This is a genomic window from Edaphobacter dinghuensis (assembly GCF_014640335.1).
In the GTDB taxonomy this organism is placed as follows: Bacteria; Acidobacteriota; Terriglobia; order Terriglobales; family Acidobacteriaceae; genus Edaphobacter; species Edaphobacter dinghuensis.
The window spans coordinates 433,329-454,838 of sequence record NZ_BMGT01000004.1; the positions used below are offsets into that span (position 1 = coordinate 433,329).

General features: G+C 59.1%; 23 protein-coding genes and 4 tRNA genes. 13 read left to right on the forward strand and 14 right to left on the reverse strand.

The genetic code is table 11. The annotated features are described in order from the left end of the window. Positions 1-2: 2 nt before the first annotated feature. Positions 3-1,382, reverse strand: a complete 1,380-nt coding sequence (locus IEW09_RS18065; protein WP_188555646.1) for an NAD-dependent succinate-semialdehyde dehydrogenase — start codon at positions 1,380-1,382, stop codon at positions 3-5. Between the two features lie 125 nt (positions 1,383-1,507). On the opposite strand from IEW09_RS18065, the gene IEW09_RS18070 reads away from it, so the two are divergent. Both IEW09_RS18070 and IEW09_RS18075 read left to right on the forward strand, forming a co-directional pair. Beyond that, a complete protein-coding gene (locus IEW09_RS18070; RefSeq protein WP_188555647.1) occupies positions 1,508-1,981 on the forward strand; it encodes a nucleoside deaminase in 474 nt (157 codons plus the stop codon). A 3-nt stretch (positions 1,982-1,984) separates the two neighbouring features. After that, positions 1,985-3,295, forward strand: coding sequence for a homoserine dehydrogenase (locus IEW09_RS18075; protein WP_188555648.1), 1,311 nt, complete (start codon positions 1,985-1,987; stop codon positions 3,293-3,295). Positions 3,296-3,406: 111 nt separating this feature from the next. Here the strand turns inward: IEW09_RS18075 and IEW09_RS18080 are convergent, their stop codons facing one another. The 5 genes from IEW09_RS18080 to IEW09_RS18100 form a co-directional block, all read right to left on the reverse strand. After that, the gene (locus tag IEW09_RS18080; protein WP_188555649.1) at positions 3,407-4,990 is read right to left on the reverse strand and encodes an ArnT family glycosyltransferase; all 1,584 of its coding nucleotides are present in this window, start codon (positions 4,988-4,990) and stop codon (positions 3,407-3,409) included. Between the two features lie 127 nt (positions 4,991-5,117). Beyond that, complete coding sequence (gene moeB / locus IEW09_RS18085) at positions 5,118-6,341, reverse strand: molybdopterin-synthase adenylyltransferase MoeB (RefSeq protein WP_188555650.1); 1,224 nt, start codon at positions 6,339-6,341, stop codon at positions 5,118-5,120. Between the two features lie 100 nt (positions 6,342-6,441). Next, positions 6,442-6,723: a MoaD/ThiS family protein gene (locus tag IEW09_RS18090; protein ID WP_188555651.1), complete on the reverse strand. Its 282-nt coding sequence runs from the start codon at positions 6,721-6,723 to the stop codon at positions 6,442-6,444. Positions 6,724-6,734: 11 nt separating this feature from the next. Next, complete coding sequence (locus tag IEW09_RS18095; RefSeq protein WP_188555652.1) at positions 6,735-7,193, reverse strand: M67 family metallopeptidase; 459 nt, start codon at positions 7,191-7,193, stop codon at positions 6,735-6,737. A 5-nt stretch (positions 7,194-7,198) separates the two neighbouring features. After that, positions 7,199-8,134: a PLP-dependent cysteine synthase family protein gene (locus tag IEW09_RS18100; RefSeq protein ID WP_188555653.1), complete on the reverse strand. Its 936-nt coding sequence runs from the start codon at positions 8,132-8,134 to the stop codon at positions 7,199-7,201. A gap of 87 nt (positions 8,135-8,221) precedes the next feature. Between IEW09_RS18100 and IEW09_RS18105 the strand changes: the two genes are divergently transcribed. Then, positions 8,222-8,635 (forward strand): hypothetical protein, encoded by a 414-nt coding sequence (locus tag IEW09_RS18105; RefSeq protein WP_188555654.1) that lies wholly within the window; start codon positions 8,222-8,224, stop codon positions 8,633-8,635. 113 nt (positions 8,636-8,748) lie between these two features. On the opposite strand, the gene IEW09_RS18110 is transcribed toward IEW09_RS18105, so the two are convergent. From IEW09_RS18110 to IEW09_RS18120, 3 genes are all read right to left on the reverse strand, one after another. Next, positions 8,749-9,594: an SGNH/GDSL hydrolase family protein gene (locus IEW09_RS18110; RefSeq protein WP_188555655.1), complete on the reverse strand. Its 846-nt coding sequence runs from the start codon at positions 9,592-9,594 to the stop codon at positions 8,749-8,751. Between the two features lie 83 nt (positions 9,595-9,677). Continuing rightward, positions 9,678-10,547 (reverse strand): 16S rRNA (cytidine(1402)-2'-O)-methyltransferase, encoded by an 870-nt coding sequence (gene rsmI / locus IEW09_RS18115; protein ID WP_188555656.1) that lies wholly within the window; start codon positions 10,545-10,547, stop codon positions 9,678-9,680. Beyond that, positions 10,548-11,657, reverse strand: a complete 1,110-nt coding sequence (locus tag IEW09_RS18120) for a CBS domain-containing protein (protein ID WP_188555657.1) — start codon at positions 11,655-11,657, stop codon at positions 10,548-10,550. 38 nt (positions 11,658-11,695) lie between these two features. Between IEW09_RS18120 and rsmD the strand changes: the two genes are divergently transcribed. Continuing rightward, positions 11,696-12,298 carry a 16S rRNA (guanine(966)-N(2))-methyltransferase RsmD gene (gene rsmD / locus IEW09_RS18125; RefSeq protein WP_188555658.1) on the forward strand — a complete coding sequence of 201 codons (603 nt, stop codon included), beginning with the start codon at positions 11,696-11,698 and terminating at the stop codon, positions 12,296-12,298. 6 nt (positions 12,299-12,304) lie between these two features. On the opposite strand, the gene IEW09_RS18130 is transcribed toward rsmD, so the two are convergent. The 3 genes from IEW09_RS18130 to thiL are packed head-to-tail and all read right to left on the reverse strand — an operon-like array spanning position 12,305 to position 15,015. Beyond that, a complete protein-coding gene (locus IEW09_RS18130) occupies positions 12,305-12,862 on the reverse strand; it encodes a hypothetical protein (RefSeq protein WP_188555659.1) in 558 nt (185 codons plus the stop codon). Continuing rightward, on the reverse strand, positions 12,859-13,980 hold the full coding sequence (locus IEW09_RS18135; protein WP_188555660.1) for a cystathionine gamma-lyase: 1,122 nt from the start codon (positions 13,978-13,980) through the stop codon (positions 12,859-12,861). The genes IEW09_RS18130 and IEW09_RS18135 overlap by 4 nt, the downstream gene beginning before the upstream one ends. A gap of 30 nt (positions 13,981-14,010) precedes the next feature. Beyond that, a complete protein-coding gene (gene thiL, locus IEW09_RS18140; RefSeq protein WP_188555661.1) occupies positions 14,011-15,015 on the reverse strand; it encodes a thiamine-phosphate kinase in 1,005 nt (334 codons plus the stop codon). Positions 15,016-15,274: 259 nt separating this feature from the next. Between thiL and IEW09_RS18145 the strand changes: the two genes are divergently transcribed. Continuing rightward, a complete protein-coding gene (locus tag IEW09_RS18145) occupies positions 15,275-16,297 on the forward strand; it encodes a M23 family metallopeptidase (RefSeq protein WP_229739435.1) in 1,023 nt (340 codons plus the stop codon). Between the two features lie 117 nt (positions 16,298-16,414). Here IEW09_RS18145 and IEW09_RS18150 read toward each other — a convergent pair whose 3' ends face one another. Then, on the reverse strand, positions 16,415-17,416 hold the full coding sequence (locus IEW09_RS18150; RefSeq protein WP_188555662.1) for a hypothetical protein: 1,002 nt from the start codon (positions 17,414-17,416) through the stop codon (positions 16,415-16,417). 141 nt (positions 17,417-17,557) lie between these two features. Here IEW09_RS18150 and IEW09_RS18155 point away from each other — a divergent pair, with 141 nt between their 5' ends. Then, positions 17,558-18,442 (forward strand): Dyp-type peroxidase, encoded by an 885-nt coding sequence (locus IEW09_RS18155; protein ID WP_188555663.1) that lies wholly within the window; start codon positions 17,558-17,560, stop codon positions 18,440-18,442. A 9-nt stretch (positions 18,443-18,451) separates the two neighbouring features. Here IEW09_RS18155 and IEW09_RS18160 read toward each other — a convergent pair whose 3' ends face one another. Beyond that, entirely contained in the window at positions 18,452-19,267 is an 816-nt protein-coding gene (locus tag IEW09_RS18160) for a TIGR03435 family protein (protein WP_188555664.1), read from the reverse strand. A gap of 140 nt (positions 19,268-19,407) precedes the next feature. On the opposite strand from IEW09_RS18160, the gene IEW09_RS18165 reads away from it, so the two are divergent. The 7 genes from IEW09_RS18165 to IEW09_RS18195 all read left to right on the forward strand — a co-directional run. Then, positions 19,408-20,010, forward strand: a complete 603-nt coding sequence (locus IEW09_RS18165) for an HAD family hydrolase (RefSeq protein ID WP_188555665.1) — start codon at positions 19,408-19,410, stop codon at positions 20,008-20,010. 146 nt (positions 20,011-20,156) lie between these two features. Beyond that, positions 20,157-20,232: transfer RNA gene (locus IEW09_RS18170), tRNA-Thr, on the forward strand. A gap of 194 nt (positions 20,233-20,426) precedes the next feature. Then, positions 20,427-20,513 (forward strand) — tRNA-Tyr (locus IEW09_RS18175). A 254-nt stretch (positions 20,514-20,767) separates the two neighbouring features. Beyond that, a tRNA-Thr gene (locus tag IEW09_RS18180) sits at positions 20,768-20,842 on the forward strand. A 45-nt stretch (positions 20,843-20,887) separates the two neighbouring features. Beyond that, positions 20,888-20,962, forward strand: a tRNA-Gly gene (locus IEW09_RS18185). Positions 20,963-20,994: 32 nt separating this feature from the next. Beyond that, on the forward strand, positions 20,995-21,312 hold the full coding sequence (locus IEW09_RS18190; RefSeq protein WP_188555666.1) for a hypothetical protein: 318 nt from the start codon (positions 20,995-20,997) through the stop codon (positions 21,310-21,312). A 75-nt stretch (positions 21,313-21,387) separates the two neighbouring features. Further along, positions 21,388-21,510: GTP-binding protein (locus IEW09_RS18195; RefSeq protein WP_229739126.1), on the forward strand; the 123-nt coding region annotated here is incomplete at its 3' end.

Consider the following 21,510-nt stretch of genomic DNA (forward strand, 5'->3'; position numbering starts at 1 on the left):
AGCTACTCGCTATCCGGCCCTGCGATGACCACCGTCTTGCAGTTGAGGAACTCGCGCATTCCCGCAGCCGACAGTTCACGTCCGTAACCTGAGCGCTTGATGCCGCCGAAGGGTAGGCGCGGATCGCTTGCGACCATCGCATTGATGAAGACAGCTCCGCACTGCAGCTCTCTCGAAAAACGCCCTTGTTCGCTTGAGTCGCGTGTCCAGACTGAGGCGCTGAGGCCAAAAGGAGTGTCGTTTGCGAGCCGGATCGCCTCATCCAGATCAGCCACGCGAAAGAGCATGGCGACCGGGCCAAAGAGCTCTTCTCGATAAACCACCGAGGTACGCGGTACATCGATCAGTACCGTCGGCTCGAAGTAATTGCCCTCTCCGAGCATGCGCTCGCCGCCGGTCAGAATGCGTGCTCCGGCGCTGATTGCGGCCTTTACCTGTGCCTCAAGCTCATCGACGATACTCGTCGTTGCAAGCGGTCCAATGTCCGTGGTGTCCTTCATCGGGTCGCCGACACGCATACTCTCCATGCCCGCGACGAAGCGCGATTCGAACTCGTCGTAGATCTCGTCGGCGACGATAAAGCGTTTGGCGGCGATGCAGGACTGACCGCTGTTGACGCAACGCGCGCGAACGGCAGTCTCGACGGCAAGATCGAGATTGGCCGATGGCATGACGATAAACGGATCGCTGCCGCCGAGTTCGAGTACGGATTTTTTGATCAGCCAGCCTGCCTGCGCTGCCACGGCCCGGCCAGCAGGCTCGCTTCCGGTGACGGTGACGGCGGCAATTCGCTCGTCGTTGAGCACGGACTCGACCTGACGTGAGTCGATCAGCAGGGCCTGAAAGGTGCCTCTCGGGAAGCCCGCGCGACGAACCAGCGCTTCAATGGCGATGGCGCACTGGGGAACGTTGGAGGAGTGCTTGAGCAAGCCAATGTTGCCTGCCATCAGCGCAGGCGCAAGAAAACGAAAGACCTGCCAGAAGGGGAAGTTCCACGGCATAACGGCCAGGACAACGCCGAGCGGGTCCCAGCGAACGTAGCTGTCATTGCCGTCGGTCGGGATGCGCTCGGGCGCAAGAATGCGCGCAGCATTCTCCGCATAGTAGCGGCAGGCGGTCGCGCACTTCAGCACCTCCTGCCGGGCTGTGTGCAACGGTTTGCCCATCTCCTCGGTGATGACGATGGCAAGGTCCTCGGTCTCGTGCTCGAGGATAGAAGCTAGTTTTCTCATGCAGAGAGCACGGTGCTCAAGCGGGATGGTCTGATAGGACTGGAAAGCCTCGGCGGCGAGGCCTATCTTTTGACGAATCGCTTCGTCATCGAGCGGATCGAAGTGACGGAGGAGCTTGCCGTTAGCGGGATTGATGGATTCGATGGCCATGCGTATAGGAGCGTCTACACTGATGCTAGGTTAGCAAGGAGCGGTGAGGCAATGTGCCATAATTTGACTATCCCGTCAGTCTCTCCGTGCCAAATACGGAATGTGGAATAAGGATATCGAGCCGAATGCAGGGCAATCCAATCTTTATGGAACAAGCGATCGCTCTGGCGACGGAGAATGTCACCTCGGGGCGCGGCGGCCCTTTTGGCGCGGTGATCGTTCATGAGGGCAAGGTCGTTGCCACGGGAGTCAATCTTGTGACTGCAACCAATGACCCCACTGCCCACGCAGAGGTAACCGCCATTCGCAACGCGTCGGCAGCGCTGGCGACGTTCGATCTGGCTGGCTGCGAGATCTACACCAGTTGCGAGCCCTGCCCGATGTGTCTGGCGGCGATCTACTGGTCGCATTGCGACGCGATCTTCTATGGCAACACCTCGGCAGACGCTGCGGCTGCGGGCTTCGACGACGCGTTTCTCTATCAGGAGATAGAACGTCCGTTGGAGCAGCGCAGAATTCCCATTGTGAATCTGCTCCGAGAGCAGGCGATCTCTAATTTTGAGGCTTGGCGTAAATACGCTGGCAGAATTGATTATTAAGTTATGGCGACGAAGAAAAAACAGGTAGTGAAGAAGAAGCAGGTTGGTTCGACAGTAAAGGTAGCTCTGCTCGGGTTTGGAACAGTGGGCAGCTCGGTGGCGCAGGTGCTGGCTGCGTCGAAGTTTCCGGGAATAGAGCTGACCCACATCTTCAACCGCGATGTTCAGCGCAAACGAAGCTCTCCCGGAGCCAAGGCCGTTCCTGCGTCCGTTGTGTGGACGGAAGATATCAACGACATCCTGAACTCGAAGGTCGATGTCGTTGTCGAGCTGATGGGCGGATTGAACCCCGTTGAGGGCTGGCTGCGCAAGGCGCTGGCGTCGGGCAAATCGGTCGTCACTGCGAATAAGCAGTTGATCGCCTATCGTGGCGCGAGCCTGTTCAAATTGGCCGCGGCCAACAATGTTCATCTGGTCTATGGAGCAGCCGTCGCTGGCGGCGTGCCCGTCATTCCCGGAATGCTGCAAGGGCTAGGCGGAGACCAGGCGAGGCGGCTGAGCGGCATCCTCAATGGGACATGCAACTACATCCTCAACCGTATGGAAGGCGGCGCGGACTACGCCACCGTGCTGGCCGATGCGCAGCAGCTTGGCTATGCTGAGGCCGATCCTTCGGCGGATGTGGACGGCTTCGACGCTCGTGCCAAGCTCTGTATCCTATCGCGCATTGCGCTTCACGCGGAGCTCAATCCCGATGCGGTGACAACCCAGACCATCTCGACGATCGAAGCGATCGACTTCACCTATGCGAAGGAGTTGAACTGCACAATTCGGCAGGTCTCGCAAGCCGAGCGCAATGGCAAAGCCATTCATGCGCGGGTCGCTCCGATGCTGGTGCCGTTAAGCTCGCCGATGGCGTGGTCGCATGGAACACAGAATATGGTTGTCGTCAGCGGACGGTTCGGCGGCGATGTGGTCTTTTCCGGTCACGGCGCAGGCGGCGAACCGACGGCGGTTGCGGTCGTCTCCGACCTGCTGGCCGTCGCGCAGAATTGCAGTTCGGTTCAGTTGCCGGTACGCAAGCGTGAAGTGACCGGTGAGTTCATGGCTCCGCACTACCTTCGATTTGTGGTCGACGACAAGCCGGGAATCGTCTCTGCCATCGCCGGTGCGCTGGCCAAGGTCGGCGCCAACATCGATTCGCTATTGCAGACGCCGGGCCATCCTAAACATCGTCTCCCGTTTGTGGTCACAACCGAGCCTTCGTTGACCTCGACGATCGAGAAGGCCATGAAGTCGATTGCCAAGCTCGACTGCATGTTGGAGAAGCCTTTGTGTCTTCAGATTCTGGTGCCGGAAGATAAGTCCGAGTAGAGGTCTTCTATCGAACACCGAAGGCCAACGATCAACACTGCGCCCGCGTTTATATCATTACGACTGGCGCAGCGTTGATCGTTCTGGCCTGAATCAGAACGAACCAGGACATCAGTAGTAGAACTTGTACTTTGCCCAGTTCTGGGCAGGGCTCTGTGACTCCTGGCAGTCATGTAGCAGATAGATCTTCTTATGCTGTTCGAACGGCATCGCCAGCGGGTGATTCATGTTCCCGACGACCTGCACCTCACGACATAGGCTCTGAAAGTGCTGCGGCGGGTCGCCGGAGATCACGATAAGCACCTTGCCTCCGACGCCATGAGACCCCCAAAGCCAATAGTTGTTGTGGCCGCTGACGACCGGCGGAAGATCGTGACCGAGGAAGTCCAGTGCGCCCGCCTCTCCGTAGTTGTCTGCGATGATGCCCGCGTGGGCACGGTCCTCCGGGGAGAGTTGCCGCACAGCAGCCGTGATTTGATCAACCTCCTCCTGCCATCCAAAGCGGTCAGCGTAAAACTGTGGCAGCACCGCACGCTTGCCGTTCTCGCTGTCGCTGTTGGGCAGATGAAGCGTATGGGCGTAGCGCAGAAAGGTCGCCGGACGAAGGACAGGGTTGCTGGCAGGAATGAAGATGGCCGATATCACGATAATGACGACCGTGAAGATGGGCCACGCGATTGTCCGATCCATCTGCACACGAGGCCGATGCGCAAAGCGGCGCTGCCATGCGACGCCTCCAGCGGCAAAGAGGTATGGGTAAATAGGCGAGACATAATAATCTTTCGCGCCCATCGCCACCATGCCGGCAAGGAAGATGCAATACGTCAGTCCCAGCCAGCGGCGGTCGCGCTGTCGCAGAAGATGCACAAGCCCTGCGATCCAGACGAAGGCTCCGAGTACGCCAATCACGAAGATCTGATTAGCAAGGAAGGGCAGTGGAGCGAGCCGGGTATTTTTGCCATGCACACGACCGTTATGCAGAAACTCCAGCGTGGCCCAGTGATGGTGCATCTGCCAGAAGAGATTTGGCAACGCGATCAGCACTAGAAGGGCGACGCCCCACGCGGTATATCGGGTGAACAAAATCTTGCGTTGCGGTGTGAGTAGCAGGCCCAGCGCAAGCGCGATGAGGAAGAAGGTCATCGACGGCTTGTTGAGCAGTCCAAGGCCGGCAGAGACGCCGAAGACCGTCCACCACAGGCGTGGACTGCTACCACGTAAGATGAGGATCAGCGCCAGAATGCATGGCATCCAAAAAGCCGACTCCCAACTATTCATGGAGAGGAAGCTGTCGATGCCGAGATAGATGGGTGTGGCGAGGACGAGGAGCATCGCCAGCGCCTGCGCAGAGCGGCGCCCGCCGAGCGCCCAGCAGATCAGTCCGGTGAGGGCAACGCGGATGGCTCCGCCAAGCGCCGAAAGCAGGCGAATACCCACAAGCGAATGGCCAAAAAGCGTCTCGGCCACGCGGGCCTGTACCGCAACGACAGGGCCTTGATCGACATAACCCCAGGCCAGATGACGGCCGCAGATGAGGTAGTAGAACTCATCGCGAAAGTAGCCATAGCCGATATGCTGCTGCCACAGCGCGCTCGCAATATGGAAGACGAGCTTGATGGCAGCGAAGAGCAGCGCAAGCTGGAGTGCGGGCCGCAGGGTCGGATCTGAAGGCTGAACGACAGTCGTCCGGGTCATTATGAGCAAGATACGACAACTTGCCTGAAATGTTCCTCAGCCTTTTTGAAAGCGATGCGAATTTTAGAAATGTTAAATACAACACCCGAACCTAAATGGCTCGGGTGTTGTATGAGGTAATTGCTACTCAGTACTTGGGCAGCGACGGGTCGATCTTCTCGGCCCATGCAGTGATGCCACCGGTCAGATTGGAGACATTGGTGAAGCCCGCCTGTTTGAGCGCCACCGCAGCCTTCTGGCTGCGTGCACCGCTCTTGCAGTGGACGACGATCTCACGGTCCTTCTGCGCGGCCAGCTCGCCGATACGGCTTTCGATGGAGCCCAACGGAATCAGCGGTGCGCCGATATTCACGATCTGATACTCGTGCGGTTCGCGAACATCGAGGACAAAGACATCCTCCTTGGCATCAAGCTTCTGCTTCAGCGCTTCAACCGAGATCTGCGGAATGCCGTCGACGACAGGTTGATCGGCGACAGCCTTGTCGCGCGAGACCTCGAGCGGGCCTACCGAGGTAGGCTTCTCGATACCGCAGAACTGGTCATAGTCAATCAGTTCGGTCAATGTCGGATTGGCACTGCAGACCGGGCACTCGGGGTTCTTGCGCAGCTTCAGCGTGCGGAAGTTCATGCCCAAAGCGTCGACCAGCAACAGACGGCCAACCAGCGGCTCACCGATGCCGAGAATCAGCTTGATGGTCTCAGTCGCCTGAATGACGCCAAGCAGACCGGGCAGAATGCCAAGCACACCACCTTCTGCGCAGGAGGGAACGAGGCCCGGCGGTGGCGGCTCGGGATACAGGCAGCGGTAGCATGGGCCAAGCGGCGCGCCGAAGACGCTGGCCTGTCCCTCAAAGCGGTAGATCGACGCATAGGCGTTGGGTTTGCCGAGCAGGACGCAGGCATCGTTGACCAGATAACGCGTCTGGAAGTTGTCGGTGCCGTCGGCGATGACGTCGTAGTCCTTGAGGATGTCGAGCGCGTTGGCGCTGGTCAGCATGGTATTGTGCTTGATGACATTCAGGTCCGGGTTGAGGCCCTTGAGCATCAACTCGGCCGAATCGTTCTTCAACATGCCGACGGTGCGGGTGGAATGAATAATCTGGCGCTGCAAGTTGCTGTGATCGACGACATCGAAGTCGACCAGGCCGATGGTGCCGACTCCGGCAGCGGCAAGATAAAGAGCGAGCGGCGCTCCGAGGCCGCCGGTGCCGATGCAGAGCACCTTGGCTGCCTTGAGCTTCTGCTGACCCTCCATCCCGACCTCGGGCAGAATCAGGTGGCGGGAGTAGCGGGCAATCTCATCGTTACTGAGCTTGGGTAGTTGTACGGTTTCTTCAATGGCTGTGGGCATTGCGCTTCCTTCGGGCTTCTCGTGTCTCTGTCAATTCTAGATGCAGGAGCCGGGAGAAAGGCTCATCTGCGGGACGGACGCTTGTTGCTGGACCGTGGAATCAACAGCTTGTGCCGCCTGCGATGGAAGGGATAATGGTCAGCTCGTCACGGTCGGTGACGGCGGTGGCTTCCTTCTCCGGAAGATAGCGGAGGTCATCGTCGTTGAGGTAGACGTTGACGAAGGAGCGAAGCTTGCCCTCGGGGGTAAAGAGGTGCTGCTTGAGTTCAGGGTACTTGATGGTGAGCTGCTCGAACACCGCATTGACGGTCGCACCCGAGACGGTAACGGTCTCAAGGCCGCCCGTGTAGGTGCGCAACGGTGTAGGGATGTGAATGTTCATGCTTGACCTTTCTATTTTCCTGCCTGAGCTTCGGCGATTTCAATCTCGATAGCTTCGTCTTCGAACTTCTTGTCTTCCTCGGTGGTGCCTGTCAGCAGGAAGGAGTTTGTCAGCACCGCTTTGCCGTTGTCGACGCTGGTAATAATGTACGAACAGCCCAGCCAGTGCGCCTCGGCGAAGTCGGTCGGCGACCACTGCGCCGGGTGGTCCGGGTGCGAGTGATAGAAGCCGACGATATCGAGCCCCAGGCCGCGCGCCTGCCGCTGAATCTTCACCAGTTCCTGCGGAGCGATGTTGTAGCGGTTGTGGGCAGAGTCGGTGCGTGTGTTACCGGCGCGAACAAGCTGCTGGACACGGTTGCCCGTGCCTGGCTCATTCTTGCCCAGCAGGACGCCGCAGCACTCGTGCGGGTAGGTCTCCTCGCCGTGCGCGCGCAGCGCTTCATAGTTGGCATAACTGATCTGAAGCACTTCGGTTACTCCTCCTGCCAGAAACGTTCGCTCATATACTTTTCCGCCGAATCGGGAAGAATCGTCACAATGACGGCTTCGCGTTCGGCTTCGGCTTCCTGCTCCCCAATCTGGAGCGCTGTAGCGACAGCCGCGGCTGCGGAGATGCCGACAAGGATTCCCTGATTGCGAGCGAGGTCTTTCACCATTTTATAGGCAGTCTCGGTCGGCATCTCGATATTGGCATCTGCCAGGCTCGAATCGTAGATGCGGGGCACAATGGCGGTGGGCATAAACTTCAGTCCCTCCAGGCCATTAAACGGCGAATCCGGCTGCATGGAGATGCAGCGAATGTCGGGGTTAAGCTCGCGCAGACGGCGCGATGTGCCCATAAACGTCCCGCTGGTGCCCAGCCCGGCGACAAAGTGGGTGACGCGGCCCTCGGTCTGCTCCCAGATCTCGTTGCCGGTGGTGCGATAGTGGGCCTTCCAGTTCTCGTCGTTGGAGTACTGGTCGGCATAGAAGTATTTGTCAGGCTCGGCAGCGGCCATCTCACGAGCTTTTCGGATAGCCCCGTCGGAGCCGTCGGCAGGGTCGGTCCAGATGACATTGGCGCCATACGCGGCAAGGTAGCGTTTGCGCTCGGGTGATACATTCGAGGGCATGCAGAGGATAACCGGAAAGTCCAATGCCGCACCCAGCATGGCGTAGGCGATGCCGGTATTGCCGCTGGTAGCGTCGAGCAGGGCACGGCTGGCGGTCAGCAGTCCCCGCCGCTGGGCGTCGGTCACGATGGCCGAGGCCGCGCGGTCCTTGACGGAGCCTCCGGGGTTGGTCCACTCGGCCTTGCCGAGGATCTGAACACCGGGCAGGTGCGCGGAGAGGCGTTCGAGTCGCACCAGGGGCGTGTTGCCGATGCGTTCGAGGATACTGGTGCCGAGCGATTTGGTAAGAGTGATCATCTGTTTCCGTTTTTTGGCCCGTGCCTGCGTGTGGCGCAGATTGAAGGAGAAGACCGGAATGTGCGACAGTTAAGATGAGTCTAACTTATGGCAAAGAAGAGCCCGAAACGAAGCTTCAACGACGTCCTCTCCCTTCTGGGCAGTCAGCGATTTGATGTAGCGCCCGCACAGGAGGGTGCAAAGCGTACCCCCAACGCATTTCAGGTGCGTAAGAACGGCTGTGCCGCGGAGATCGCCGCTGCTCCCGATGGCACAGTAATGATGCTGTCTCACCCCGGCTGGGTGCTGAACGGCGAGATCTCGCGGCTGCTCGACAAGGGCTATCAGAAATTTCTGAAGACCAGCCACCTTGAGATTCCCGCTACGGCGGACAAGCTGCGTGCCCTCCACGAGTTCAGCGAAGAGCTCAACGAGGCCACCGGCGCGACCAGCCTGTACAACCAGTCGCTGGGAACCACCAGCGATGTGTACATGTACGACCGGGTCAAGGGACGAGCCTAGAACGCCCCCTTTAGTCCCGTGCACACTGCATGTCATCTCGACCGAAGCCACGCAGTTTTATCGCGCGGCGGAGTGGGGAGACCCCTGTATTTTGTCTTGCGTCTGCTCGCTTGTTATCGCGCAGCCTGATGCTCCAGCTCCTCATACAGCTTCTCCCCGACGGCCTTGTGAGTAGCCGTCGAAGGATGCCCCGAGTGGTAGTAAAAGTAGGTGTCGGGGCTGGCGCAGGGGGTAGTGTCTTCGTGGTGAATCTCGCGTCCGGCGCAGGCATCCGTCGTGTTGGTGATGCCGTACTGTGCAGGGTGAGCCATCACGTCGTCATAGAACGGTCCCCAATGGCTGAGCGATATCTGCGCTCCCGCAAGCTGGGGTGAAAGCTCATCAGGAATGCGGGCCAGCTCCGGATTGAGGCGTATGCCTACCGCGCTGAAGGCCGGGATGGCAGTGGGCAGCAATGCGACGGCAAAACGACGCGCGCCAAGGTCATAGAGTGCCTTAATCTCGCCGCTGAGATTAGCCACCGTTGTCGCGCTGGGAAGGTTGCGATCATTGAGCCCTCCGGCAATAAAGAAAAGAGTCGTCGCCGGATCGAAGACGATGGTGTGGGCCTTCACCCTGGCGGCAAAGTCGTCGACCTGATTGCGCATTCCGTAGCCGAGTAAGAAGTCACCGATCTTTTTCCCCACGCCACTGCCGGTCTGGGCTCCGCTGATCGCGAAGTCAAGGCTCTGGTTGGACGTATCTACCGCATTCGCGGGGGCGAGCGTGAAGCCGAGGTGCTGTGCCAGATAGGCAACCGCCGTTGGTCCATTCCCGTCGAGGTAACCCTCCCCGATGTCTGAGTAGCTGTCGCCGAAGACGTACATGCGATGGATAGGTGCAGGATCTGCGGCATGAGAGATTGCCGGGGAGAGCAAGGCTAAGGCTAGGGCGAGGCGAATCATCTTGAAACGGGGCATGACGATGATGTTCCTTAGAAAATATTTGCCATTGGAAACAGGGCAAGTATTCATGAGAGGACATACATTGTGCAACCGAAGCTCTAACGCAGTCGATTTTGCTCGCGTTGCAACTCGCGGTAGGCTTCGCTCTTGCCGATGCCGCGCTCACGAGCAACGCGCTTGAGCGCATCTTTTTCCGCAAGTCCTTCGGTCTGCATCAACGACGCGACCTCGGCGGCAATGCTCGATTTTTGCCTCGCAGTTTGTTCAGTCGCAGGGGAGAAGAGCAGAACAATCTCGCCGCGAATGGTGGCACGCGCGGAGAGCTGAGTACGAAGTTCGCTTACCGGGCCGCGCAAAAACTCTTCATGCAGCTTGGTCAACTCGCGCGCGACCACGACATGCTGGGCCGCTCCGAAGACGGCTTCAAGATCGGCAAGTGTCTCCGCGATGCGATGCGGAGCTTCATAAAAAATATGGGAGGCATTGTCACGCGGAAGCTCTTCAAGAGCTGTCCGGCGTTGTCCGGCCTTGGCGGGAAGAAATCCGTGAAAGGTAAAGCGGTCGGTGGGTAGGCCGCTGGCGATCAATGCACTGATGGCAGCATTCGCTCCAGGAACAGGGAAGACCGGAATACCGGCTGCGATAGCTGCTGCTGCGATCTGGCCGCCGGGATCAGCGATGCCCGGTGTGCCCGCATCGCTGACGATGGCGATCCGCGCTCCCTGCTTTAGCTCGGCCACCAGTTCTTCAGCGCGAGGAGCCTCGTTGTGCATGTGATAGCTGACGGTGGGAACGCGAATCTCGAAGTGGTTCAGTAGCTTTTGCGTCTGGCGCGTGTCCTCGCAGGCTATGCGGTCGACACTTTGCAGAACGCGCAGCGCGCGCAGCGTAATGTCTTCGAGGTTGCCGATGGGTGTGGCGACAAGATAAAGGCCCGGAGCCAGCGGCTCAAGTGGTCCGTCGGACATTTATTCCGCCGGTTGCCGCAGCCTGCGGCGCTGGTTCAGCAGGCTGAGAGCGTGGTTCAGGTTCTGCGGCGTGATGATGCCGACGATGCGATCGCCTTCGAGGATCGGAACCATCTGCGCAACCTGTCCCGTCATGATGCGCTTCAATGTCGATACCAATGAGTCGTCGGGCTGGGCGGTCTGGAACGAACGCGTCATCACGCCCTGCACATAGCCATTGCCGTCCGTTTGCAGAGCCTCAACGATGCCTTGCCGCGAGACGGCGCCGACCAGGTTCGCGCCGCGCACCACGGGGAAAACATCCTGTAGCGTATGCACGGAGCGCTGCAGCGCGTCTTCAAGCGTGTCCGAAGCCGACAACATGCTGAACTCGGTCAGCATAACGTCACGCATGCGAACAGCCTCGGTGTCGCTCTGCAACAGCAGCCCCTGGTTCTCCATGTTCGATCCGATCAGCACAAATCCGCCGATCATAATCAGCCACATATTGCTGATGATGAGCCCACCGATGACGAGAGCGAGAGCGATCATCTGGCCAAGGCCCGAAGAGGCGCGCGTACCTTTCAGGACGCCATGCGCCTTCGAGAACTCACCGCGGAAGAGCCGTCCGCCATCCAGCGGCGAAGCAGGAAGAAAGTTAATGGCACCCAGCAGCAGGTTGATCCACACCGCAGATCGCAGCAGGTGAGGAAGCGCAATCCACGGGCGCTCGACCAGGCTGATCTCCGGCGTAACCGTCAGCACGATGGCGGCGAGCAGCAGGCCGAAGCCGATGTTCGCCAGAGGCCCTACCAGGGCGAGGTGCTTCTGTACCTCTGGCGCATCGGCGCGTTCCGTTGCCTCGGGGGTGCTGAAGGTCATCAACGCACCGGTCGGCAGCAGCAGCAGGCTGCGCAGGTCTAACCCCAGCCACGCAGCCGCGATGGCACGCGCGACCTCGCGAACGGCGAGGGCGAGCAGCAGCAGCAGCCACAGCGAAAAGCCGCGTCCGCCGGTCGAGCCTGCAACCGAGCCGTAGCTGACGGCGACACCCAGCAACAGCACAAGGAAGGTGTGGATACGAATATCCACGCCGAGAAATCTGCCGATCGGAAATGACCACCCGCGCATAGCTACCATTGTATGCGCTGCCGTCATACCATCGGGAGATGCGCGTAATTGCAGGAACCTATCGCTCCCGTCAGCTTGCCGCTCCACGCGGGCTCGATACCCGTCCTACCAGCGACCGGTTGCGGGAGACATTGTTCAATATTCTTTCGCCAAGGCTCGAAGGCTGCCGCTTTGTCGATCTCTATGCCGGCACAGGCGCGGTCGGAATTGAGGCCCTGAGCCGTGGCGCGGCCCATGTATGGTTTGCCGAGAACGCCGATCCTGCACTCGCCTCATTGCGTGCGAACCTCGCAGCCTTGAAGATCAACAGCGGCTATACGATTGAGCCACGCGGAGTCGGCGCTGTTTTACAGAAGCTAGCCAAACTTACCCAGCCCATCGATCTCGTCTTTCTCGATCCACCCTACGAGGCAGAGACGGAGTATGCAAACACGCTGAGCTTCTTAGGCAGCGCTCGTGGCCGCGAACTGCTTGCGCCCGATGCGCTGGTGATTGCAGAGCACAACAGAAAGATGAAGCTCGCCGCGCGCTACGGTGCACTCGAACACACACGGCTAGTGAAGCAGGGCGACGCAATGCTCAGTTTTTTTGGTCTTGTGGCGAAAGATAAAGAGGCTGCTGAAGAGTCCGTGAAAGCCTAGGAAGCTTCACGGAAAACCCCCACCCTGATGTTGCCCCGTCAGCAGATCGACAGAGAAAGCGACCTCTTTGTCGGTCATCAGGTTCCAGCCGAAACCAAGCAGCATATTGCCCTCGACAGCAGTAATGCGGAGGCCCTCCCAACTGAGCCTTGCCGTCTGCCACGCCAAACCGTGCTCTCCCCAGGCGACGACGTTGTGAAAGCCCACAAAGAGCAAAAGGTTCTGTTCAGCCAGCGAGCGAACCTCGACCACCGGCTTCAGCGCGATGTGGGTACTGCGTTCTGGACGCGTTGTATCGATGATGTAGGCATAGCCTCCGGCAACTGCGCAAAGCTCAACAGGATTGGGGCAGGCAAGAACGTCGGTGGGCATGCTGGAGTCCACAAAGCCGAGGGCGCAGGTAGCCAGAAAGGCCCCACCGGTAGCTGGGCGAACCATCAGTTGCAGCGCGCCGCGGGCGAGCGCCTCCTCTTCGCCTGCAATCTGCTGCGGATAGGTGAACTGGCGTGCAGGCGCGATCTTCGGCGGCTGCGCCAGCACCTCGGCGCTCCAGCTTGGTGTCATCGAATCGTATCCAGCGCCTGTGCCATGTCTTCGATCAGGTCTTCAATCGCCTCGCAGCCCGCACTCATCCGAATAAATCCCTCAGGAACAGTGTCGCCGCCCCAGCGAGCCCGTCGCTCAGCAGTGGTAACGACGCCGCCGAAGCTGGTGGCCTCGGTGATGAGCTTTGCGTGAGCCAGAAATCTCTCTGCAGCCGCGCGATCGTGCAGGGTAAAGCTGAGCACCGCTCCGAAGTAGCGCATCTGCTTCGCCGCGATGGCGTGGCCGGGATGAGTAGTTAGGCCGGGGTAGAGAACGCTCTCGACCTCTTTGCGCGTTGTCAGGAACTCCGCGATACGCTGGGCGTTCTCGCAGCTTCGCTCCAGCCGCAGAGGCAGTGTGGCGATGGAGCGCAACGCGAGCCACGCCTCCATCGGCCCGAGGATGCCGCCCGTAAGCGTGCGCCACTGGTCGATCTTCGCAAGCAGCTCGCGGTCACGCGTAGCTACATGGCCCAACAGGATATCACTGTGCCCCGTCATGGACTTGGCATCGGAGGCGACAGAAAAATCTGCGCCGAGTGCAAGCGGACGCTGCCCCAACGCCGTGGCGGTGGTATTGTCCACGGCCACCAGGGTACCGGCACGATGCGCGGCTTCGCATAGCGCAGCGATGTCACAGACTTCCATGGTGGGGTTACTCGGGGTCTCGAGCCAAAGCAGCCTCGCCCCCTGAAGCAGCTCCGCCTGTGCGTTGCCGGCGCTAGGGGCAGAGCGCAGCTCGATGCCCATCTTGGTGAAGTACTCCTGCACCAGCACGCGTGCGGCGAAGTAAGCGTTCGAAGGCATCACCACAGCATCGCCTGGGCGCAGCACAGCTCCAAAGACCGAGGTGGCGGCAGCCATGCCCGAGGCGAAGACCAGCGCATTGGCGTTGTAGCCGGGGCCGGACTCCATTTCTGCGATAGCATGCTCCAGCTCCGTCCACGTGGGGTTGTGCGAGCGGGCATAGCTGTAAGCCGCAGCCGCGGGATCGCCGGGGGTATGGTACGGAGCGGCAAAGACCGGGCCCGAGTGAAGCGGAGCTCCGGGAGTGGCCGGGGTCAGGCCGGAACGGATGATCTTGGTGGAGTCGCGCATAAGCTTATGGATGTTTTAGCGATGCGGAGCTTAGCGGCCGGAGAAGTGCTCCCATCCTTGTGGCTCAAGTGTAGCGCGGCTGCCGTCTGGCTCAAGCAGAGTGATCAGCGGGCGTGTGGCCTGTCTGTGCCTGAACTGCCCGATGCGGGTGATAGGAACGCCGCTGAGTTGTCGAGGCATTCTCACCGATGCCGGAGCCGCGAAGAGCAGCTCGTAGTCCTCGCCGCCGTGCAACGCGGCACTGAGGGCTGCTGCAGGAGATAGCTTGCTGGCAAGTGGATGAAGCGGAATGGCTGCCTGCTCAAGTTCGGCGGTGACGCCGGAGGACCGACACAGATGGGCCAGATCGGTAGAGATGCCGTCACTGATGTCGATGCAGGCAGTCGCCAGCTTGCGTCGCAACAGCGCCTGGCCTACGCCGACACGAGGCTCAGGAAAGGTCTGGGGATGCTCTCCGGCCTTTGACCCCTTTGCTGGGTTGACGTTATGGGCGAGCATCGAGGAGAGCTCCGCCGCTGCTCCGCCGAGCGCTCCGGTGACGTAAAGCGCATCGCCGGGCTTGGCCCCGGACCTACGCAAAGCTCTGCCTCGAGGAGCGGTGCCGAGAAGAACAATGTCCGCGAGAATGGCGTCGGCGGGAGACTGAGCGGTGTCGCCGCCGGCAAGTGTAATGTCGTGCCGTCCGGCAAGAGATCGCAACCCTCTAAAAAATCGAGCGATCCATCCGCGCCCTTTGGCCGTCGTAACCAGATCGGCAGGCAGAGCAAGCGAAAGAAAGGCGGTCATGGGTGTCGCACCCATGGCGGCAAGGTCGCTGAGACCCCGGGCGAGGCAGCGATGGCCCACCGACTCAGGCGAGTGCAGGTCGCGGCGAAAGTGCCGGCCTTCGAGGGTAAAGTCTGTGGTAACAAGTACTTCGGTTCCTGCCGGAGGGCGCAGAATGGCGCAATCGTCCCCGATGCCCAGAGCAACAGCCCGGCTTCCAGCGGAGCCGAAGTCGCGACGAATTTGCTCGATCAGGGCTAACTCTCTCATGGTCTTCTAAATACAGCCGAAAAGTTGTATGTCGATGGTATATTGTGTGGCAAAACCAAGTTGTGCGGTATCCGGTGGTTTGTTAAGCTGTAAAGGCGTCTAAGTCAAACTGCAATTTCTGAATGCCGATTAGTAAATCTCATTTGCCTGGTTGAATTCGTGAGCCGAATTCATTGAGCTGAATTTATGAGCAGTGAAGCTTTGTGAACGGCAGTTGTAGTGTGGTCAAATTCATCTGGGTCTGGATCGTCGATTGAGCATTAAAAAGCGCTACTACATCATGTTCGTCAGCCGTGGCGAAGACGGAAGCCTGAACAAGGTTCCGGTGCCGCTGCACTACGCGTATATCTTCGTGGCGGCGGCTGTCATTGGCATGTTTACGATCACCGGGATGGCGGGATCGTACTCGCGGATGCTGATCAAGACGGCACGCTTCAACCAGCTTCGCCAGGACCACAACTCGCTGCAGAAAGACTATGCGCATCTCGAGAAGACGGCGCACGACAAGGACGTCGAGGCGGCATCGCTCGGCTCGCTGGCAAGCGAGGTCTCGGCCCTCTACGGCCTGACCGCAAGCAAGCTGACATCCACCGGCAAGGTAGTGACAACGACAGGGCGCCATGGGAAGTCATCCGGCACCGAATCGGTTGCGACGACTCCGCTGACCGAGGCCAGCAACAGCCTTACTGACGAGTCGTACTACAAGTCGCTCCAGTCTTTTTATGCCCTGCGTAACTCCGCAATGAGCGGATCGGTGACACGTGCGTTGAGCGGAATCGGCGGTCCTGACTACACCCCTTCAGGCAGCCTTGGTATGGACGACACCGGCAACCTGCAGATGGCCTCGTATGCTCCCTCGCTCTGGCCGGTCATGGGGCCGATTACAAGCAGCTTTGGTGAGCGTGAAGATCCGGTCAAGGGCAATGGCGAAGGCGAATTTCATAAGGGCCTCGACATCTCCGCACCCACCGGCACTCCGGTACACGCAACTGCCGACGGCGTTGTAAAGCTGGTAGGTATGGTGAATGGCTATGGACGCGAGGTGATCATCGATCACGGCCACGGCGTCGAAACCTGCTATGCGCACCTCTCGGCCTTTGCCTCGATCGTCGGCCAGATCGTCATTCGCGGCCAGGTGATCGGGTATGTCGGCCACAGCGGCCGGGTCACCGGCTCCAATCTTCACTACGAGGTGAGGATTCGCAATACCCCGGTCAACCCCCACCGTTACATGCGAGTGACCATGGCAAATCTCGGCAGCGACGCGGCATCCGGCAGCTAGTAGCCAAGTTCAACATCGGGAAACAGAAACGGGCGAGGACTACGATCCTCGCCCGCTTTTCTTCGCCGGGCAAATTTTCCTCTGTAAATCCCATGCTCTAACCCAATTGTCAAAACGTTATGGCTGAGGGCTGGCAGGTGCGGCAGTCAATTGCTTGAGCAGTTCAAGAGGGACGGTTCCGGTAAGGACGGTGCGGTCTTTGTGCTGCTCGATCTTGAGCGATGCAATCATGGCGCGCAGCGAGGCGTCCGCAGGGACGCGTGGCTGGCCCTGCTGGATGGAGCGGAAGAGGTTGAGCAGCGTGTTCAGTGTCTCGGCGGAGCGGGCGGCCTCGGCGTCGGTGGGAGCAATCTGTTCGACGCGCAGATGCAGCGTGCCCACATAGCGCAGGCTGGCAACGAAGGTAGTGTCCTCAGGCAGAGGAAGCTGTAGTCCAAGCACAGAGATGTAGCCGCGCTCCGAGAACGGAAGGCCGATGTGTCCGATGGCCCACGCGCTCGACAGCAGAGGCACATCGCCGTACCGCGCTGAGAGCAGGGAAGAGCCGGAGAAGGGTGATGCCGCTGCGCGATGGCGGTCCAGGATCGAGTGGATCTGCTCGGTCGTTGGCATGTTGGAGGCGGCGATCGTGTCGTAGTCGAGCTGGGCGACGCGAAGCTGGCGCATCGTGTGCGTTTTATTGTCGAGATCGCCTACAGGAATCGTGAAGATCGTGTGGCCGTCGTAGGTCTCCTGCGAGGTGGCGATGGTCGCAAGATAGGTGGCAAACCGTTGGGCGTCGAAGCGGCCCTCGAATACCTCGGAGTAACCGACCGGGCCATTCGGGCCATTGGGATCGTCCATGCGATGCAGCGCGAAGGCCGCGTCGTCGAGGTCGCGCTCAGGCACGATGCCGGTAGCGTCGATGAAGTGCTGATAGTCAGCGCTGCGCGTGACCGTCGTACGGTCAAAGTGCGTTGCCAGCCGTAGAGGCTTGAGGTTGAAGTAGACGATGGCATCGGACTCCGGCAGCAGGCGCGCAGCCTCAGGCGGAGCGGCCTTGCGCAGGAAGATGGCGACGGCCAGCGCGGCTACAAGCGCGAGCGCGATAAGAAGCGAGTAGCGGGTCGATTTGCGCATCCACTCTGTTTCTACTCTGTCCCCGAGCTTACGGCAATGTCTTCAGTTACTTTAGGGTGCCGGACGATGCAGAAACGGCTGCTGAACCCTGATGCGGTTCTCGTCTATATCCCTGAATTGCCGCCCAAATATAATGCCCGAATGAACACCCCACAGGCAGGAATCTTCGCTCTCGGAACAGCATCGCATATTTATCTGGAATTCGACGCCCTCGATCAACGCCACGAAGAAAAACTGGCCGCTGCAATATGCGCCTTGCGTGAGCCGAGAACCACCATCGGCGGAGTCAACCTCGTGGCAGGCTTCAGGCCTGAGCTGTGGCGCAAAGTCGCTCCCGACCATAGTCCTGCAGGAGTATATGGATTCAATGCGCCCATTGAAGGAATAGAAAGCTTCACCATGCCTGCCACCCAGCGCGACGCTGTCCTGTGGCTCTCAGGAAGCGCGCACGACGTATTGTTCGACTCGGCGCATGCAGCCATCGCTGCTGTAAAAGACCTGGCCACCGTTGGCGAAGAAACCTCAAGCTGGGCGTACCGGCACGATCGCGATTTGACCGGCTTCATCGACGGCTCGGAGAACCCAAGCCTCATCGATGCTCCCGACGCGGCGATCATCCCTGCGGGAACTCCTGGCGAATCCGGCACCGTCCTCTTATTGCAAAAGTGGAAGCACGACACCACCGCCTGGGAGTCGCTCTCAGTCAGTCAGCAGGAGCGCGTGATGGGGCGGACAAAGCCTGACAGCATCGAGTTCGAAGACAAGGCCGTGGACGCGCATATTGTGCGTACCGATCAGGACCAGTTCGGCAAGATCTTCCGCCGCAACATGCCCTACGGAACAGTCATCGATCACGGAACGATGTTCGTCGGATTCAGTGCCGACCAGAGCCGCCTCTCGACGATGCTTGAGAGCATGGCGGGCCTGCGCAACGGAGTTCGCGATGCGCTTACACGCTACACCACGCCGATCAGCGGAGCCTACTACTTCGTTCCTTCCACCGAGGGCTTGCGTCAGCCGAAATAATTGCCTGCGCTAGTTGGCTGAAGGACGTTCGATCTGATCAATGACGAGAGTTTCAACCGTGCCTTTGGCGGGTTGCAACTTCAGCCCAAGCTGATCCTTCAGAACAGTAAAGAGCGATGGATAAAGTGAGTCGGCAGTCTCCTCGGGCGACCATTCGATCTCGAAATCGAAGTCGCCCGTTAGGCCAGTGTGGTCCTCGACGGGGCGGCCAGCCTGGCGGCGAAGGCCAGCAGCAACGTCAGCCATGGACATCTTCGAAATCTTCATCTCAGACCTTGCGCCGTTGGAGTTGTTGCTCATATTGGCCTGCGAATCAGGCCCACTTGGCTTGAGGGCCGGGCCGAGCTTTCCAGGCTTATTGAGCTCAAGCCAGTAGACTGATCCTTCCTTTTGCTCGCGATGAAATTTGAATCCGAAGCGCTCTTCCAGTAACGAGAGAATGAGTTGCTGAAACTGCTCCGGGGTCTTGACCTCAGCGTGATCGGCAATTGTAGCGTTGATGTCGAAGAGCTCGTTGTCGATCCAGCCGGGTGCACCCGACATACGGTTATCGTCGAGACCAGAGGCGATCCGGATCAACGTGCGAACCGTGGTAGCCGTGGCGACAAAACGCCCGCCGGGAAGAATACGGCGGTTGGAAGGCTCATCGCCGGCGAACTTGTGTGGTCGAATCGAGGCAACCTCGAATCGGAGAGGCGGCTGCGCGGCAGTCGACGATTGCGATTGAGCAGCCAGATGCAGTGGCGCAAAGGCGAGCGGCAGCAGCATGGCGAGGCAATAACCGAAATGGCCGATACGCAGAGACTTTGTCCGCAGCGTTGTCATTATGTTTTTTCTTACGGGCATCCGCCGCAAAAGTTCCGCAATGCATCTGCGAAGCAAAACCCCAAGATGATTCAGGATGAGAAAATGAAGAATATCGCCATGAAATTGCAAAGCATCTGTGCAGAGAGAGGCAGTAGATTTTGAAGCTGAAATTACCCGAAGGAAACTTCAAAGCGTATTTGTTCGATTGCGATGGCACCATCGCAGACTCCATGCCGCTTCATTACGTCGCCTGGCGCAACGTGCTCGGCCAGTGGGGCTGTGAGTTCGATGAGGAGATCTTCTACGCCTGGGGAGGTATGCCGGTGTCGGAGATTATCTCCACGCTCAACCAGCGGCATGGGCTCGCGATGCCGGTCGAAGAGGTGGCAAAGCGCAAGGAAGAGGCTTACTATGCCGCTCTTCCGCACCTCAGGGCTGTACCCGAGGTGCTCGAACACATCGAAGATCAGTTTGGGCAAATCCCCTTTGCCGTCGTCTCGGGGAGTACCCGCGACTCCGTGGTCGCGTCGCTTGAATCGCTGAAGATTCTCGACCGGTTCGACACGCTGGTCTGTGCCGGAGACTACGCGAAGAGTAAGCCCGATCCCGAGCCATTTTTGATGGCTGCGCAGAGGCTCGGCGTCGCACCCGAGTCATGCCTCGTCTTCGAAGACACGGAGATGGGCATACAAGCCGCAACGGCAGCCGGAATGGCCTCGGTAAAGGTGCCTCCGCCATGGGAGCGGGTTTCGATTGCATGAACGGTTTTCAAGAGGCAGCCACGTTGCGACAGCGCTCCTGCTATGCTAAAGTTACGACTGCGGCGCACTCTGCGCAGGCACTGCTGCGCGTTCCGCGGTGGAGCTTACAGGGGGCTGATTGACAGAGGTAAAACAGGGCTGTTTGGGCTGGCGTAGCTCAGCTGGTAGAGCATCTGATTTGTAATCAGAGGGTCGGGGGTTCAAGTCCCTTCGCCAGCTCCAGTTTCAGGCAGCAGTGAGATGTAGCAGCGGTAGAAAGACGGATTTGGTTGTACTGCTTGCCGTTCTGGTCATGCAGGCCTCCTCAGACTTCTTCAAGGTTGAATCACCCGCTCGATTCGCGGAACGCGGTCGTTCGACGGGGCTTGATGGGTTGAGATCAGGGTTGTGTGTTGCAGAGAGGTTTCGCAGGATGTGCACAGGTGGCCGAGTGGTTAATGGCAGCAGACTGTAAATCTGCCACTCTTCGAGTTACGGAGGTTCGAATCCTCCCCTGTGCACCATTAGTTTTGGTAGTGGTACGAGTGGAGCGTTGTGGATTTAAGCCCTGCAGGCAGCGGACGGATGTGGATTGCGCTTGCTGTCATCGGGGTGTTGGCCTTACTTTCCTGGCATACGATGCAGCCAGGAAAATACCGGTCGCTGACGTGGATTTTATTGGGCTATTTTGCCTTCCGCGTTGGGTTAGAACGATACCGTTCGCGGTAAAATTGTTTTACCGTAGAAGAGTTTTGGCCGTTTGTTTCAGGTTTTTTATGCTGGCGTAGCTCAGTGGTAGAGCACTCCCTTGGTAAGGGAGAGGTCGAGAGTTCAAGCCTCTCCGTCAGCTCCAGAATTTTTGAGAAGTCCAGAAAGTGGACGACTTTGCAGTAGCAGGGCGGGAGTAACTCAGTGGTAGAGTCACAGCCTTCCAAGCTGTTGGTCGCGGGTTCGATTCCCGTCTCCCGCTCCAAACGTTTGCAGGCAATTCCGTAGGAGATTGCGTTGAGCACTTTACATGAGCAGCCTGTACTTCACGTCGGCGATCCCGAAGCATTCGGCGCGGTGAAGGGGGCGATCGAGTCCTCATTTTCTTTGGGGCATGTAGCGGCATTTCTGAAGACCCTCGAGCGTTCGGGGGTTCGCGTGCGTGACTTTCAGTCAGTGCTGGCCAAGGGATTGTTGGGCAAGGCCACGGCAACGCAGTACGGCCAGTTGGGTAACAGCGATCAGGGCCAGATTCGGGAGCTTTACCTTGCCAGTCTGGAGCGCGTCGCGCCGGAGTTGCGGCAGAAGTTTTTCAAGCTGTACGCGTACTACTGATCGGCATAGTTGATTTCAGCTTAATTTTTTATACCGCCGGTCCTAACGCCGGCCAACACGAGGAGACGAGTAGTCATGGGCAAGGAAAAGTTTGACCGGTCAAAGCCGCACGTAAACGTAGGGACGATTGGGCATATCGATCACGGCAAGACGACGCTGACGGCGGCGATTACGAAGGTGTTGTCGAAGCACAACCCG

Coding starts and splice junctions, on each gene's coding strand:
- IEW09_RS18155 (WP_188555663.1), top strand. CDS start 17,558: ATGAACACCCCACAGGCAGGAATCTTCGCTCTCGGAACAGCATCGCAT.
- IEW09_RS18100 (WP_188555653.1), bottom strand. CDS start 8,134: ATGATCACTCTTACCAAATCGCTCGGCACCAGTATCCTCGAACGCATC.
- IEW09_RS18105 (WP_188555654.1), top strand. CDS start 8,222: ATGGCAAAGAAGAGCCCGAAACGAAGCTTCAACGACGTCCTCTCCCTT.
- IEW09_RS18160 (WP_188555664.1), bottom strand. CDS start 19,267: ATGACAACGCTGCGGACAAAGTCTCTGCGTATCGGCCATTTCGGTTAT.
- IEW09_RS18075 (WP_188555648.1), top strand. CDS start 1,985: ATGGCGACGAAGAAAAAACAGGTAGTGAAGAAGAAGCAGGTTGGTTCG.
- rsmD (WP_188555658.1), top strand. CDS start 11,696: ATGCGCGTAATTGCAGGAACCTATCGCTCCCGTCAGCTTGCCGCTCCA.
- IEW09_RS18130 (WP_188555659.1), bottom strand. CDS start 12,862: ATGACACCAAGCTGGAGCGCCGAGGTGCTGGCGCAGCCGCCGAAGATC.
- rsmI (WP_188555656.1), bottom strand. CDS start 10,547: ATGTCCGACGGACCACTTGAGCCGCTGGCTCCGGGCCTTTATCTTGTC.
- IEW09_RS18110 (WP_188555655.1), bottom strand. CDS start 9,594: ATGCCCCGTTTCAAGATGATTCGCCTCGCCCTAGCCTTAGCCTTGCTC.
- IEW09_RS18135 (WP_188555660.1), bottom strand. CDS start 13,980: ATGCGCGACTCCACCAAGATCATCCGTTCCGGCCTGACCCCGGCCACT.
- moeB (WP_188555650.1), bottom strand. CDS start 6,341: ATGCCCACAGCCATTGAAGAAACCGTACAACTACCCAAGCTCAGTAAC.
- IEW09_RS18150 (WP_188555662.1), bottom strand. CDS start 17,416: ATGCGCAAATCGACCCGCTACTCGCTTCTTATCGCGCTCGCGCTTGTA.
- IEW09_RS18090 (WP_188555651.1), bottom strand. CDS start 6,723: ATGAACATTCACATCCCTACACCGTTGCGCACCTACACGGGCGGCCTT.
- thiL (WP_188555661.1), bottom strand. CDS start 15,015: ATGAGAGAGTTAGCCCTGATCGAGCAAATTCGTCGCGACTTCGGCTCC.
- IEW09_RS18065 (WP_188555646.1), bottom strand. CDS start 1,382: ATGGCCATCGAATCCATCAATCCCGCTAACGGCAAGCTCCTCCGTCAC.
- IEW09_RS18080 (WP_188555649.1), bottom strand. CDS start 4,990: ATGACCCGGACGACTGTCGTTCAGCCTTCAGATCCGACCCTGCGGCCC.
- IEW09_RS18120 (WP_188555657.1), bottom strand. CDS start 11,657: ATGCGCGGGTGGTCATTTCCGATCGGCAGATTTCTCGGCGTGGATATT.
- IEW09_RS18070 (WP_188555647.1), top strand. CDS start 1,508: ATGCAGGGCAATCCAATCTTTATGGAACAAGCGATCGCTCTGGCGACG.